Consider the following 14,418-nt stretch of genomic DNA (forward strand, 5'->3'; position numbering starts at 1 on the left):
CGGGTCAGCCCGGCTGGGGGCCGCCGGGCTCGCTCTGCTCCGCGAGGAAGCGCTCGAGCTCCGCGCCGAGCTCGTCGCCGGTGGGCAGCGGCTCGTCAGGACCCTCCACGACCGGGAGGTGCGTGCTGCCGCGCCCGCGCTGGAAGGCGTCGTACTGCTCCTCGATGGCCTTCACGACGTCCGCCGCCTCGCCGCCGTTCTCGATCTGGCTGTCGATCTCGCCGCGGACCTCGAGAGCGGCGGAACGCAGGCCGTCCAGCGGCAGCAGCAGGCCGGTGGCCTTCGACACCGAGCTGAGCAGCGCCTCGGTCGCCGCCGGGTAGGTCGCCTGGGCCAGGTAGTGCGGGACGTGCGCGGCGAAGCCCATCGCGTCGTCCCCGGCCCGGCCGAGCTCGAACTCGAGCAGGTGGCCGGCGCTGCCGGGGACGGAGACCCGGCGGATCCACGGCTCGTTGTTGACCAGCATCTCCTTGCGGGTCGCGTGCGCGGTGACGCCGCACGGCCGGGTGTGCGGCACCGCCATGGGAATCGCGTTCAGCCCGACCGACATCCGCACGCCGAGATCCTTCATGATCGTGCGCACCGCGCTGGTGAAACGCTTCCAGTGCAGGTCGGGCTCGGGCCCGGCGAGGAGCAGGAACGGTGTGCCCGCCTCGTCACGCAGCAGCTCGATGCTCAGCACCGGATCCTCGTAGCTTTCCCAGTGGTCCTCGTAGAAGACCATCGGGGGGCGGCGGGAGCGGTAGTCCATGAGCTGGTCGACGTCGAAGGTGACGATCCGCTCGTGTGGCAGCGCCGTCGTCAGGTGCTCGCTGGCCAGGCCCACCGCGCCGCCGGCGTCGACGACACCGGTCATCGCCTCGATCAGAACGGGGCGGCCCAGGTCGTCCAGGTCGCTCCTGATGTCGTAGAGCTCTCTGGGATCACGCATCGGTCGAGCCCTCCCTCACCGATCTGGTCCGCGGGGGGATCCGCGGTGGCACCCTGCGACCAGTAAGCCGCCAGCGAGCCTCCGCATTCCGGCCCCCTCGGAACGCCCTGTGGAGACGAGCATCGCCCGGGAGCACCCTCGCCTGCTTGACAGGATCTCCGGGAGACATGATCGAGAGTATCAACCGACCTCCGCCGGAGCGCTGCGTGTGCTCTACATGCTCCGTGCGTTCCGGTCGGGACGCCCGACGCGTGACCCGCTGGTGATCCGGACGTCGCCGATCAGGCAGGCGAGGCGCACCCGTACCCGGGGCATGCCGGGGCGTTCCCGGATGCCCGCGAGGTCGACCTGCTGGTCCCCGAGCACGACCAGGCCGGTGGTCTCGACGGTCACACCGTCGGGGACGGTGAGGGTGAGATCGCCGATCAGCGAGACGAAGCGCAGGTCAAGGGCTCTGTCTGCGAGCGCCTGGTCCGCCGGCAGCGCGCCGCGCAGATCGAGGGTCCAGTTCCCGAGGACGTTGACGACCAGAGTCCGCCGGGCCATCCGCCAGCGTCCCAGGCGTCGCCCGTCGCCGAGCAGGCTCACGATGGTCGAGCGGGGCTTCTCCTCGGCGCGGGTACGGTCGACCGTCTCCCCGCCGCCTTCGCCGAGGGCACCGCCGCGGGGGCCGGCATCGCCGCCCGCGAGCGGGATCCGCTCGAGGTCCGCGGCGGTCTGGGCCGCCCAGACCCGTCCCACCCCCTCGCTGAACTCGCCGAAGGTGAGCAGGCCGGCGGCGCAGGCCGTGCGCAGTCGGTCGGTGCAGGCCCGTCGTCTGCCGTCGGTGACCGGTTCGGGCAGCGCGGGAAACATGTCCTGACCGTAACCTCAGTAAATGCAGGATGCGGCCGCGGTCACCGGGGGCTCCGCGGTCCCGGGCGCCGTGGGGGAGGGGCCGCCCGACCGCACCGCGGCGGCCTCCGTGGCGCCGGTGGTGGGCACAGCCGGCCCGGTGGTGGGCACAGCCGGCGTAGTGACCATGGCCGACGAGAGGCTCGCCAACCGCAGCGACAGGCCCGACGGGGTGCTGGTGGCCGAGGCGGTGGGCTCGGGGCGGGGCCAGCCGCCCGGGTTGTTCACGTCCGCCGGCTGGGTCGTCTCCGGTCGCGGCGGCCCGGTCGGCTGGGGCGGGAACAGCGGGTCGGCGGTCGGGCCGGGCTCGGTGGGCCCGTCCTGCGGGTCGCCCGGTGCCGTGGCGCTGGGGTCGACCTGCGGTGCGGGTGGTGTCGTGGGCGCGACAGCCGGCGGCGCGGTCGGTCGGTCCGCGGTGCCACCCGACGGTGTGGCCGGCGCGGCCGGCGGCAGCGATCCGCTCAGCTCACTCCTGTCCGGCGGGAGAAGTGGATCAACCGGGGCGTCGGACGGCTCGAACGGCACCGTGTTGCCCGTGATGTCCCGGAAGAACTGCCGCACATCGTCCGGGTCGTAGAGGAAATAGAAGGCGGGCGTGCTGACCTGCCCGGAGATCGGGACCGTCGAGAACGTCACCGCACCGGTCGTCATGGCACGCATCCGGGTGGCCAGTGCGCGCAGTTCGGTGAAGTCGGTGTCGTCGTCCAGTACCGCCGAGTCGGTGACCGCGCTGAGGAACGATGTCAGCCTGGTCGGGCTGAGCAGCACCGATTCGCTGGTCAGCTTGCGGAAGATCGCGGCGAGGAACGTCTGCTGCCGCCTGATCCGGGACAGGTCACCGTCGGCGAACCCGTGCCGCTGCCGGACGAACGCAAGCGCGTTGTCGCCGATCAGGTGGTTGTTGCCGGTCTGCCCGGTGAAGCCCGCGCTGGGGTCGTCCAGGTTTGTCGAACGGACCAGTCGGCCGTCGTCCAGCCGGTGGCTCTCCACGTAAGGAGAGGCCCGCAGGCAGACGTCGATGCCCCCGATAGCAGAGGTCATCTGCCGGAAGCCGGTGAAGTCCAGCTCCGCGTAGTGGTTGATGCGCAGTCCCGCGACCTGCTCGAGGGTCGCGACGAGCAGCGCGGGGCCACCGGCGTTGAACGCCGCGTTGACACGGTCGGAACGGGCCCGGTGCCGGACGCCGCTGCTGTCCGTCCAGGCCGGGATGGGCACGCGTAGGTCACGAGGGATCGACACGATGTCCGTGGCACCGTCGGAGGCCAGGTGGGCGATCATCATCGTGTCGGACCTGGCCCCGCCCACCCTCGCGGCGTCCGAGCCGGTGCGGACGTCCGAGCCGACCAGCAGCCACGTCTCGGCGCCGACCGGTGCCGGCGGCGGGCGGGTGACCGTGATGTCGGTGGGCGGCGCGATCGTCTCGCGGTCGATGCGGTGGTCGTAGAAAGTCACGATGAGCCAGCCGGCTGCGGTCACGGCGACGACCCCGAGGGAGACGAGCGAGGTCAGGACGAGCAGCACCCGGCGCAGCGGGCCACGCCGGGCCGGCTCGGCCGCGGCACCGGCCCGGGTCCGCCCGCCGCCGTCCCAGCGGTCGCCGTCGTCCGTGCCGCGCTCATCGTCGTCAGCGTCGTCAGCGGCGCGCTCGTGGTCGTGGTCGTGGTCGTGGTCGTGACAGCCGTCGAACTCGGCGTCGAGGCCGTCGTCATCGACGCTGTCAGACTCGTCGTCGCGGTAGGCGGTGCTCTCATAGTGGTCTCTCTCGGTGACCGGGATGGAGGGGGTGGAAGTGGGGATCCCGCGCGGTCGCGGTGCCCGCGCATCCGCCATACCGTCGCCTCCCCCCGCACCCCGCGCCGCGAACCGGCGCGTGGCAACCGGTGAATGTTGACGACTAGTCAACGAATAGTAATGTTCCCGGGCCGCAGAATCGATGTGACCGCCGACGCGGTGCGAAAAGGGGCAGGAATGCCGCGCGACTGGCGTAACGGACTGTGCTGACCGCCCGGCGCCCGCATGGAACGTCTCCGGCGAATCGGTTCTCCGCTGATCGGTGGATGCATCCGCCTGGTCAGGCGCGCACGGCCACCAGGTGAAGTGAGACGGGGTCGCGCGCGACCAGCCCGGCGCTGGGGGTGGCGGCCGCGGCACCGGGGGCCAGTGCGAATCCGGCGCCGGCGAGCCGGCGCAGCGCGGTGTGCTCGTCGTAGAGCCACCCGTTGGGTGGCCCCACCACCCGATCGGGCCGGTGCCGCCACCGGGCGCCCCGCCCGCCCGCTCCCGCCCCCGGGCCGCCGGCCACCCGCTGCCAGGCCATCAGCTCGTCGGCGTCGATGTCCCCGCGCACATACCGGTCGACCGCCTGGCGCAGGTCGGGCAGGACGACGTGCAGCGTCCCGCCCGGCCGCAGCACTCGGGCGTACTCGTCCAGCACGGGGCCGACCAGGTGCGGGGGCAGTTCCTGCAGGACATGGGCGCAGAGAATGTGGTCGACCGACCCGTCGTCCAGCGCCAGCCGCCGGTGCGGGCGGTACCGAGCGATCACCGCCGCGCGGCTCGCCTCCCACTGCCCGCGTACTGCCCAGGGACGGCTTTGGCCCGCCCGCCGCCGGCCCGGAACACCGGCCGATCGGGGCACGCACCGGGTGACGCCGCGCCGGGCGACGGCGACCGCGGCGGCGACGAAGGCGGCGACGAAGGCGGCGGCGAAGGCGGCAGCGGCTGCCAGCCGAGGCCGACGGGCCCATTGCCGGCCTGCCGTGGCCCACCCGCGCAGCAGGCGCAGCGTGCGGGAGTTCCGCAGCGCGCGGCGCAGGGCCCGGGCCCAGCCGAGCGCGGGGTAGGCGCCGGTAAGCCCGGGGGAGAAGGCCGGATCGAGGTTGACGAAGTCCGCCAGCACCAGGTGCGTCGAGGTGATGTTGAGCCAGAGCTGGCCCTGCCGGTTCCGCTGGTGCCGCAGCCGCAGCCGCAGCCGTGGCCGGTTGGCGGGCGCGGCCAGTCGCCGCGTGCCGCGGGACGGCCGGCCGCCTTCGGCCGTCCGTTGCCCGCTCGTCTGCTGCCCGCTCGTCCGCACCGCTGTCACCGGTGGTCGTCACCTCGTGGTCGTCCGCCGTGCCACCTGCCGCATCGCCCGACCGGCGGCCTGGGCGAGACGACCTGACCTACTCGTGGAGTTTCAATGCGAATGCAGAGAGTAGTTTCATCTCGGCGGGTGTCCGGCATCTCCGTCGGCGTGCCCCGGGCCGGATGTGGTCTCGGGTTGTCCTCGCCACTCCGGCGCGTCGTTGCGTCCGAGCGCGATCCTTTAACTACGTAGAGTCATACTTGCCTGGCGTTGGCTGGATGGAGGTCGTCCCGCCGAACGCCGAGTAGCCGAACTGGTGGCTCAGCGTTGCGCGGCGTGGTGCCCTCTGAGTGGACTCCGGTCCCGAAGGAGAACTGGATGCGCGTACTGGTCCTCGGCGGCGACGGCATGCTCGGTGGTGAGCTGGTGCGCAGGCTCGTGCGCGACCACGACGTCACTGCCACCGTCCGGGCGGTCGCGCCGTCGTCGCCGCTGCCGGCCGACCGGGTCCTGTGCGGGGTGGACGTCCGCCACCCGGACGGGCTGGTAGAGGCCTTCGCCGCCGCCCGGCCCGATGCGGTGGTGAACGCCGTGGGCCTCGTCGAGCAGCGGGTCGACGAGGACGGCGAGCGACTGGCGATCGAGGTCAACGCCCTGTTCCCACACCGTCTCGTCCGGCAGTGCGGTGCCGCGGGGGCCCGGCTGGTGCACGTGTCCACCGACTGCGTGTTCTCCGGGCGCCTGGGTGAGTACCACGAGGAGGACACGCCCGACCCGGTGGACGCCCACGGCATGACGAAGCTGCTCGGCGAGGTGTGTGAACCCGGCACCCTGACCCTGCGGACGTCGCTGATCGGGCTGGAGACAGCGGCCGTCCCCACCGGCTTCGTCGAGACCTTCCTGGCCGCCGCCGGGCCGGTCGTCGGGCAGCGCCGGGTCGTCTCCAGCGGCGTGACGACCACCGAGCTCGCGCGCTTCGTCCACCTCGCTCTCGTCGGGCACCCGGACCTGAGCGGCATCTGGCACCTCGCCGCCGAGCCGATCACCGCGTTCGACCTGCTCACGCTGCTGGCGGAGCGGCTGGGCCGGCGGGACGTCGAGATCGTCCCGAGCGACGACGAGGTGCGCAACCGCGCGCTGTCCGCGCGCCGGCTGTGGTCCACGACGGGTTACCGGCCGCCCGCCTGGCCGGTGATGGTCGACGAGCTGGCGACCGCGATCGAGCGGCGGGAGATCGACGGCATTCCGCGCCGACGGCCCGCGCCGCCCGGCGCCGCCGTCCGGGAGCCGAGCACCGCCCACGCCGACGCCTGACGAGCCGACCGAGCCAATGGATCTTCTCCGGTAGAAGAGAGGGAGCGCGACGTGTCGAGAACGACAGGCGGAGCCGGCACTGGCGCCGACGACGAGACCGGCGCCGGCGACGAGACCGGCGCCGGCAGGGGCGACGGGCAGGGGGCTGACCGGCGCGCCGGTGAGGGGGCCGACCTGGCCCGGACGGGCTTCTTCCGCGGATGGTTCCCCGGCGCCAGGTCCCATCGGCAGCGTGGCGGGGAGCTGCCGCCCCGGATTCCGGCGGCCCGGACGGGACCCCGCGACGGGCGTTCCGTCCCCACCGCCCAGGATGTCGATCCCGGCCGCGTCGGGGAGCAGGCCGCCGGCCCGTCGATGCCCACGGCGCCGTCGACCCCGTATGCCCCCACCGGGCCGTCGGTGCCGACGGTGCCGAGCCGCCGGCTCTCGCCGGACCGGGCGGGCTCGGCCGGGCCGGTGACGGTGCCCCACCGCGGCCCCCGCACGGAGGTGCTGGGCGAGCCGTCCACCGCGCCGGGCGCCCGGCCGGGCCCGGCCGAGCACCGCCGGCGGGTCATGGTTCTCGTCGGCACCCGTCCCGAGCTGGTCAAGCTCAGCCAGGTGATCGTCGCGCTGGAGCGGGCGGCCGACGTCTGCCTGGTCCATTCGGGCCAGCACTACGACTACGAGCTCAGCCAGGTGTTCTTCGACGAGCTGGGCATCCGCAAACCGGACCATTTCCTGGACGCCGTCGGTGCCAGCGCCGCGGAGACCATCGGCCGGATGATCGCCCGGGCGGACGCGGTGTTCGCGGACGAGGCCCCCGACGCGCTGCTGCTGTACGGGGACTCGGACACCACCCTGGCGGTGATCGCGGCCCGGCGCCGGCGCATCCCGGTGTTCCACCTGGAGGCGGGGAACCGCTGCTTCGACGACCGGGTGCCCGAGGAGCTCAACCGGCGGGTGGTCGACCACCTCAGCGACATCAACCTCGCGCTGACCGAGCACGCCCGGCGCAACCTGCTGGCCGAGGGGGTGCCCGCTGCGCGGATCTTCGTCGTCGGGTCGCCGATGAACGAGGTCCTGACCTCCTACCTGCCGCTTATCGAGGCCTCCCCCGTGCTGACCACCCTGGGCATCACCCCGAGGCACTACCTGGTGGTCAGCGCGCACCGGGCGGAGAACGTCGACCGGCCCGACCTGCTCGCCGGACTGCTGGAGACGCTGAACGGGCTGGCGGCGCGCTACCGCGTCCCGGTGATCGTCTCCACCCATCCGCGGACTCGGGACCGCATCGCGGCCCTGGAGTCGGCGGGCCGGGCGCCGGTCGTCGACGGGCTGGTCCGGTTCTGCCGGCCGTTCGGGTTCGCGGACTACATCGCCCTGCAGCGGTCAGCGCTCTGTGTGGTCTCTGACAGCGGCACCCTCACCGAGGAGGCGTCCCTGCTCGGCTTCCCCGCGGTGATGATCCGCGAGGCGCACGAGCACCCGGAGGGCATTGACGGCGGGGTCGTCGTCACGTGTCTGCCGCGCCCCGAACGCGTCCTCGCCGCGGTCGACCTGGTCACCGCCGAGGCCCGCGCGGACCGGTCACCGCGGGCGGTGCCCGACTACGCCGCCCCGGACGTCTCCGTGCGGGTGGCACGGATCGTCGTCGGCTACATCGACTACGTCCGGCGCACGGTCTGGTTCGAGCACCCGTCCGACGGCGCCGGCGAGTCCGCCCCCGGCGACAGCCCGCTGGCCCTGCCCTGACCGGGTCGCCGTCCGGCGCCGGCCGCTACTGGTCGCGGTCGGCCCGGGGGTGCTCGGCGAGCAGCGCGGTGAGCGGGCCGAACAGCGCCGGGGGAGCGGCGACGACCAGGTCCTCGCTCGCCCGGCGGCCCTCGAGCCCGCCGACGAGCAGGCCGGCCTCGGCGGCGACCAGCGCCCCGGCGGCATGGTCCCAGGGGTGCAGGCCGCGCTCGTAGTAGGCGTCGATCGTTCCCGCCGCGGCGGCGCACAGGTCGAGGGCGGCCGCGCCCATCCGGCGGATGTCGCGCACTCTCGGTACCACCCGGGTGAGCACCGCCACCTGCGCCGTCCGGCGCTCCGCGGTGTAGCCGAAGCCGGTCGCGACCAGCGCGCCGCGCAGCTCCGTCACCGCCGACCCGGCCAGCGTCTCGGGCTCCGGGCCGGCGCCCCACCGAAAGGCCCCGCCACCGCGCACGGCGGTGTAGGTGAGCCCCAGCGCCGGTGCGTGCACGACCCCGGCCACGACCTCGCCCGCGACCTCGGCGGCGATCGAGACCGCCCAGTTCGGCAGGCGGTAGAGGAAGTTCACCGTTCCGTCGAGGGGGTCCACGATCCAGCGGACGCCGCTGCTCCCGGGCGTGTCGGAGCCTTCCTCACCGAGCAGGCCGTCGTCCGGCCGGGCCTCGCGCAGCCGCCGGGCGACCAGGGCCTCGGACGCCCGGTCCAGCGCGGTGACGATGTCGGTCGGTGAGGACTTCGTCGCCTCGGCCTCGACCGTGCCGGCCCGGCCGGCGAGCAGCAGGGCGCCGGCCTCGCGGGCGACGTCCAGGCCGAGGTCGAGCAGCGAGGCCGGGGCCGGGGGGGGAGAGGGCGGGGGACGGGTCCATGGGCCACATCCTGCCAACACCCGGCCGTGGGCCCGGTCGGAGCCGCCGCCGGGAGGACGATCGCCCGACCCGTAGGATTGGCCGCGTGGTGGCAACGGACAGTACGGAACGGCCGACCCGCGCGGTGCCCGCGAAGCCGAGCCTGGACGGGATCGAGGCCCGCTGGTCGCGCGACTGGCAGGAGCGCGGGACCTATTCGTTCGACCGGTCGGTTCCGCGGGAGCGGGTCTACTCGGTCGACACACCTCCGCCGACCGTAAGCGGCTCCCTGCACGTCGGCCACGTGTTCTCGTACACCCACACCGACCTGATCGCCCGTTTCCAGCGGATGCGCGGCCTCGAGGTCTTCTACCCGATGGGTTTCGACGACAACGGGCTGCCCACCGAACGCCGGGTGCAGAACTACTACGGCGTGCGCTGTGACCCGTCGGTGCCCTACGACCCCGCGTTCACCCCGCCGGCGAAGCCGGGCAAGGACCAGATCCCCGTGTCCCGGCGCAACTTCGTCGAGCTGTGTGAGCAGCTGACGATCGAGGACGAGAAGGGTTTCGAGGAGCTCTGGCGCCGCCTCGGCCTGTCGGTGGACTGGTCGTACACCTACGCGACGATCGACAGCCGCTCGCGGGTGGTCGCCCAGCGTGCCTTCCTGCGCAACCTGGCCCGCGGTGAGGCGTACCTGGCCGAGGCCCCGACCCTGTGGGACGTCACGTTCCGCACCGCGGTCGCGCAGGCGGAGCTGGAGGACCGGGAGCGCCCCGGTGCCTACCACACCCTGGCGTTCCCGCGGCCCGGCGGTGAGCCGGTCGTGATCGAGACGACCCGTCCCGAGCTGCTGCCGGCCTGCGTCGCCCTGGTGGCGCACCCCGAGGACGAGCGCTACCAGCCGCTGTTCGGGAAGACGGTCCGCACGCCGCTGTTCGAGGTCGAGGTGCCGGTCGTGGCGCACCGGCTGGCCGATCCGGAGAAGGGCTCCGGCATCGCCATGATCTGTACGTTCGGTGACCTGACCGACGTCATCTGGTGGCGGGAGCTGCGGCTGCCGGCCCGCGCGGTGATCGGCCGTGACGGCCGCCTGCTCCCCGAGGCGCCCGACGCCATCACCGCGCCGGCCGGCCGCGAGCACTACACCCGGGTCGCGGGCAGGACGATCGCCGCCGCGCGGGTGGCCGTCGTCGAGGCCCTGCGGGAGACCGGCGCGCTGCTCGGCGAGCCGCGGGCGATCACCCACCCGGTCAAGTTCTACGAGAAGGGCGACCGGCCGCTGGAGATCGTCTCCACCCGCCAGTGGTACATCCGCAACGGCGGCCGGGACGAGCAGCTGCGTGAGAAGGTGCGGGCGCGCGGCTCCGAGCTGCGCTGGCACCCGGAGTACATGCGGGTGCGCTACGAGAACTGGGTCGACGGCCTCAACGGCGACTGGCTGATCAGCCGGCAGCGCTTCTTCGGTGTTCCCTTCCCGGTCTGGTACCCGCTGGACGAGGCGGGTGACCCGCGGTACGACGCGCCGATCGTCGCGGACGAGTCCGCGCTCCCGGTCGATCCGTCCAGCGACCTCCCGCCGGGGTACACCGCCGAGCAGCGCGGCGTGCCGGGCGGCTTCATGGCGGACCCGGACGTCATGGACACCTGGGCGACGTCCTCGCTGACCCCGCTGATCGTCAGCGGCTGGGAGAGCGACCCGGCGCTGTTCGCCCAGGTGTTCCCGATGAACCTGCGCCCGCAGGCCCACGAGATCATCCGGACCTGGCTGTTCTCGACCGTGCTGCGCAGCCACGCCGAGTTCGGCGCGCTGCCCTGGTCGGACGCCGCGATCTCCGGCTGGATCCTCGACCCGGACCGCAAGAAGATGTCCAAGTCGAAGGGCAACGTCGTCACGCCCCTGGGCCTGCTGGAACAGCACGGCTCGGACGCCGTCCGGTACTGGGCCGCCTCCGGCCGGCCGGGCACCGACACCGCGTTCGACGTGGGCCAGATGAAGACCGGCCGCCGGCTCGCCATCAAGATTCTCAACGCGAGCCGGTTCGTCCTCGGTCTCGCCGAGGCGGGCGAGGACGCGGACGGCGCCGGCGGCCCCGGCGCGGCGGCGACGCCCTCCACCGCCGGCCCCGGTTCCGCCAGTGCCCCCGTCCCCGCCCCCGGCCCGGAGGCCGTCACGGAGGAGCTGGACCGGGCGCTGCTCGCCGAGCTGGCCCGGGTCGTCGCCACCGCGACCGAGGCGTTCGAGGGCTACGACTACACCCGGGCGCTCGAGGCCACCGAGACCTTCTTCTGGCGCTTCTGCGACGACTACGTCGAGCTGGTCAAGGGGCGGGCCTACGGCGCGCACGGCGCGGCCGGCGCCGCCTCCGCGCAGGCGACCCTGTCGGTGGCGCTGTCGACGCTGCTCACCCTCTTCGCGCCGTTCCTGCCCTTCGTCACCGAGGAGGTCTGGTCCTGGTGGCAGGAGGGCTCGGTGCACCGGGCCTCCTGGCCTGAGGCGGACCGGATCCGCACGGTGGCCGGCGGCGGGCGCCCCGAGCTGCTGGACGCCGTCGGCGCGGCGCTGTCCGCGGTGCGGCGGGCCAAGTCCGAGGCCAAGGTCTCGATGAAGGCCGAGGTCGCCACCGCCAGGGTCAGCGGCGACGCTGCCACGGTCGCCCTGGTCGAGCAGGCCGCGGCGGACCTGCGCAGCGCCGGCGGCATCTGGGAGCTCACCCTGGCGGGCACCAGCGGCGAGCTGGCCGTGGACGTCGTGCTGGTGCCCGCCGCCGGCTGACCCGCCGGCTGACCGCACGTGCGCGGGGCGGGTGGCGGCTCGATCGGGCAGGATGGGAACGTGCCCATCTACGCCCTGGGAGATCTCGTCCCGTCGATTGACCCGTCCGCATTCGTCCATCCCGAGGCGACGCTGATCGGCAACGTCCGGATCGGCCCGGAGTCGACGGTCTGGCCGGGTGTCGTGATGCGTGGTGACCACGGGCTGATCAGCGTCGGCGCGCGGACGTCCATCCAGGACGGCTCCGTCATTCACGCGACCGCGCTGCTTCCGACGATCGTGGGTGACGACTGCGTGATCGGGCACATCGTGCACCTCGAGGGCTGCGTGATCGAGGACGGCTCCCTGGTGGGCTCGGGGTCGATCGTCCTGCACGAGGCCCGGGTCTGCCGGGGTGGCCTGGTCGGCGCCGGTGCCGTGGTGGGCAACCGGGTGGTGGTCCCCGAACGGGCGATGGCCCTGGGCATCCCGGCGAAGATCCGGGAGGGCGCCGCGCCCCAGGATCTGATCCGGATGGCGGCCGAGTCCTATGTCGAGAACGGGCGGCGTTTCCGCAAGGACATGCGCCGCATCGACTGACCGGGCCCCGGCCGGCTGACCGCGCCGCCCGGCGGCGCCGCCGGGCGCCTGTTCCACCGTCAGAGCTGTGTCAGACCTCCTGCGGGGCCCTTTCCGGCCTGCGCACGGGCTTCGCGCCCGCGGAGTTCGGCTGCATACCGGGCGGCAGGGAGCCTGTCGCCCGGACCCATCCGCGTGCGGCCGTGCGTTCCGCGGCCAACCGGCCCAGTCCCACCGCCAGGCCGGAGACCGCCGCCCACACGATCGCCTCCGACCAGGCGGTGTCCGGGTCGACCGGGTTCTTCGGCGGGTCGGACCTGCGCACCTTCCGGTACGCGAGGGTCACCCCTCGGTTCGCTGCGGTGCCGGCGAGCGCGGCCGCCGCGCCGCCGACGACCTTCCATCCTATTTTCGATCCCGATCCGGACACCCCACACCTCTCGTCGCCGCCGCCCCGGTCTGCTCCGGTGCGTGCTGGTGTCGCCGCTCACTGGTCCGGCACCACCGTCCCACCCCTACCCGCCAGCGGACGGATTCCCCACCCGAGCGGGGGAGCACCGTGACTGCGGGCCGGTATGTGGCCGGGGTGTCGCCGGGCATGCGCTGGCGGTCGCCGCGCAGTGAGTCGTTAGTGTCGCGGACAGCCCACCCGGGTGAGGACGACCCAGGAGAATCATGACCGCGACCGCCCCCACGCCGCACGCCGCCCCGCGTCACGGCGAGCCGTCGACCGGCGACCCGCACACCACCCTGGAGGTACTGGTCCACCGGGTGGACCCGGATCTGCCACTGCCCTCCTACGCCCAGCCCTCGGACGCCGGCGCGGACCTCGTGACCGCGCGGGACGTCACGCTGGCGCCGGGAGAGCGGGCCATCGTCGGGACGGGCCTGGCGATCGCGCTGCCCGCCGGCTACGCGGCCTTCGTGCACCCGCGCAGCGGCCTCGCCGCGCGTCATGGACTCTCCGTCGTCAACGCCCCCGGTACCGTCGATGCCGGTTACCGTGGAGAAATCAAGGTGATTCTCATAAACACAGATCGAAGCGAGTCAATCGCTCTCCGTAGGGGAGACCGAGTGGCCCAGCTTGTGGTCCAACGGGTGGAGCACGCGGTCTTCCGGGAGGTCGCCACCCTGCCCACCTCGGTGCGCGGCACCGGCGGGTTCGGCTCGACGGGTGGGTTCGGTGACGCCTCCGGCGGGCCGGGAAGGGAGGCGCACGGTGTTCCGTCGCGGTCGTAAGGCCTCCGTCGAGGCCAGCCCCGACCCGGACGAGGCGCGGGGCGGTCGGAACGTCGACCAGCCCGGTCCCTATGACGCCGAGGCCGCGCCGCAGGACGACATCCATCGGCTCGACCTCGGTGCGCTGCGGGTGCCCGCACTGCGCGGGGTCCAGGTCCAGTTCCAGGTGGAGGAGTCCACCGGTCGGCCGCTGACGGTCGTCGTGACCGACGGCCGCAGCGCGATGGAACTGGCGGTGTTCGCCGCGCCCAGGACCGCGCCGCTGTGGGACGAGGTCCGCGCGGAGATCCTCGAGACGCTGCGCGACTCCGGCGGCGCCGAGGGCGAGGGCCCGTTCGGTGCGGAGCTGCGGATGCGGCTGCCCACCAACCGCCCCGGCGAGACGGTGCCCGGCCGGATGATCGGCGTCGACGGTCCCCGCTGGTTCCTGCGGGCCGTGGTGACCGGTGCCGCCGGGCAGGACGTCGCCGCCGGGCCGTTGCTCGACGAGACGCTGCGGCGGATCGTGGTGGTACGCGGCGACGAGGCGATGCCCGTCCGTGACCCGCTTCCGCTGCGGCTGCCGAAGGAGGTCGCCGACGGCCCCGAGGGCTCCGGTGACTCCGACGGCCCGTCGCGGGAGGTCACGCCCGGCACGGCGACAGCGGCGCCGATGCCGGTCCGAGGGACGCGGATCGCGGAGATGGGCTGACCGACCGAGCCCCCGTCGGCCCGTTAGCCGCTTCCCTCCTCCGCTCACTGGACCCGGGCCTTCCCCGTGCCGGGCCTCCCGCCGCAGGCCTCCCGCGCAGGCCTCCAGTGACGGTCTCCGCCGGTGGCGGTCGCCGCCGGTGCTGCAGCGCGGCCGCGCCGCCGGGTGCTCCCAGGCGGCCGCGCTGCCGGCGCGGCGCCGGTGGGTGCGGTGCGGTGACTGGCGCCGGAACGTCCGCGTAACAGCGCGGAGCGGTCCGTCGCCCGGTTGTCGGGCCGGCGACTTGTCCGGTCCTGAGTGCGGAACGGTGGTGGCGGGTGGTCCGTCCACTTCATAATCCCGGTGCAGAGCGCCGTCGCGTCGGCCACCGGG

12 protein-coding genes are annotated in these 14,418 nt (G+C 73.7%); 6 read left to right on the top strand and 6 right to left on the bottom strand.

Annotated elements, in window-relative coordinates:
* Nucleotides 1-4: 4 nt before the first annotated feature.
* From B207_RS0102310 to B207_RS0102325, 4 genes are all read right to left on the bottom strand, one after another.
* A complete protein-coding gene (locus B207_RS0102310) occupies nt 5-931 on the bottom strand; it encodes a PAC2 family protein (protein WP_018634895.1) in 927 nt (308 codons plus the stop codon).
* 213 nt (nt 932-1,144) lie between these two features.
* A complete protein-coding gene (locus B207_RS0102315; protein WP_018634896.1) occupies nt 1,145-1,786 on the bottom strand; it encodes a DUF1707 SHOCT-like domain-containing protein in 642 nt (213 codons plus the stop codon).
* Between the two features lie 15 nt (nt 1,787-1,801).
* Nucleotides 1,802-3,655: an LCP family protein gene (locus B207_RS0102320; protein WP_026310580.1), complete on the bottom strand. Its 1,854-nt coding sequence runs from the start codon at nt 3,653-3,655 to the stop codon at nt 1,802-1,804.
* 241 nt (nt 3,656-3,896) lie between these two features.
* Entirely contained in the window at nt 3,897-4,907 is a 1,011-nt protein-coding gene (locus tag B207_RS0102325) for a methyltransferase domain-containing protein (RefSeq protein WP_018634897.1), read from the bottom strand.
* 360 nt (nt 4,908-5,267) lie between these two features.
* On the opposite strand from B207_RS0102325, the gene B207_RS0102330 reads away from it, so the two are divergent.
* The gene (locus B207_RS0102330) at nt 5,268-6,203 is read left to right on the top strand and encodes a dTDP-4-dehydrorhamnose reductase family protein (protein WP_018634898.1); all 936 of its coding nucleotides are present in this window, start codon (nt 5,268-5,270) and stop codon (nt 6,201-6,203) included.
* A gap of 51 nt (nt 6,204-6,254) precedes the next feature.
* Nucleotides 6,255-7,937: a UDP-N-acetyl glucosamine 2-epimerase gene (locus B207_RS0102335; RefSeq protein WP_018634899.1), complete on the top strand. Its 1,683-nt coding sequence runs from the start codon at nt 6,255-6,257 to the stop codon at nt 7,935-7,937.
* A 25-nt stretch (nt 7,938-7,962) separates the two neighbouring features.
* Here the strand turns inward: B207_RS0102335 and B207_RS0102340 are convergent, their stop codons facing one another.
* Entirely contained in the window at nt 7,963-8,820 is an 858-nt protein-coding gene (locus B207_RS0102340) for an inositol monophosphatase family protein (RefSeq protein WP_018634900.1), read from the bottom strand.
* 68 nt (nt 8,821-8,888) lie between these two features.
* Here B207_RS0102340 and valS point away from each other — a divergent pair, with 68 nt between their 5' ends.
* Nucleotides 8,889-11,558: a valine--tRNA ligase gene (gene valS, locus B207_RS0102345; protein ID WP_018634901.1), complete on the top strand. Its 2,670-nt coding sequence runs from the start codon at nt 8,889-8,891 to the stop codon at nt 11,556-11,558.
* A 60-nt stretch (nt 11,559-11,618) separates the two neighbouring features.
* The gene (locus tag B207_RS0102350) at nt 11,619-12,137 is read left to right on the top strand and encodes a gamma carbonic anhydrase family protein (protein ID WP_026310581.1); all 519 of its coding nucleotides are present in this window, start codon (nt 11,619-11,621) and stop codon (nt 12,135-12,137) included.
* A gap of 70 nt (nt 12,138-12,207) precedes the next feature.
* On the opposite strand, the gene B207_RS0102355 is transcribed toward B207_RS0102350, so the two are convergent.
* Nucleotides 12,208-12,546 (bottom strand): DUF4235 domain-containing protein, encoded by a 339-nt coding sequence (locus tag B207_RS0102355; protein ID WP_018634903.1) that lies wholly within the window; start codon nt 12,544-12,546, stop codon nt 12,208-12,210.
* 245 nt (nt 12,547-12,791) lie between these two features.
* On the opposite strand from B207_RS0102355, the gene dut reads away from it, so the two are divergent.
* A complete protein-coding gene (dut, locus tag B207_RS0102360) occupies nt 12,792-13,355 on the top strand; it encodes a dUTP diphosphatase (protein WP_018634904.1) in 564 nt (187 codons plus the stop codon).
* Nucleotides 13,336-14,046 (top strand): DUF3710 domain-containing protein, encoded by a 711-nt coding sequence (locus B207_RS0102365; RefSeq protein WP_018634905.1) that lies wholly within the window; start codon nt 13,336-13,338, stop codon nt 14,044-14,046. Before dut ends, B207_RS0102365 begins: the two co-directional genes overlap by 20 nt.
* Nucleotides 14,047-14,418 lie beyond the last annotated feature (372 nt).

The organism is Parafrankia elaeagni (genome assembly GCF_000374165.1).
Taxonomy (GTDB): domain Bacteria; phylum Actinomycetota; class Actinomycetes; order Frankiales; family Frankiaceae; genus Parafrankia; species Parafrankia elaeagni.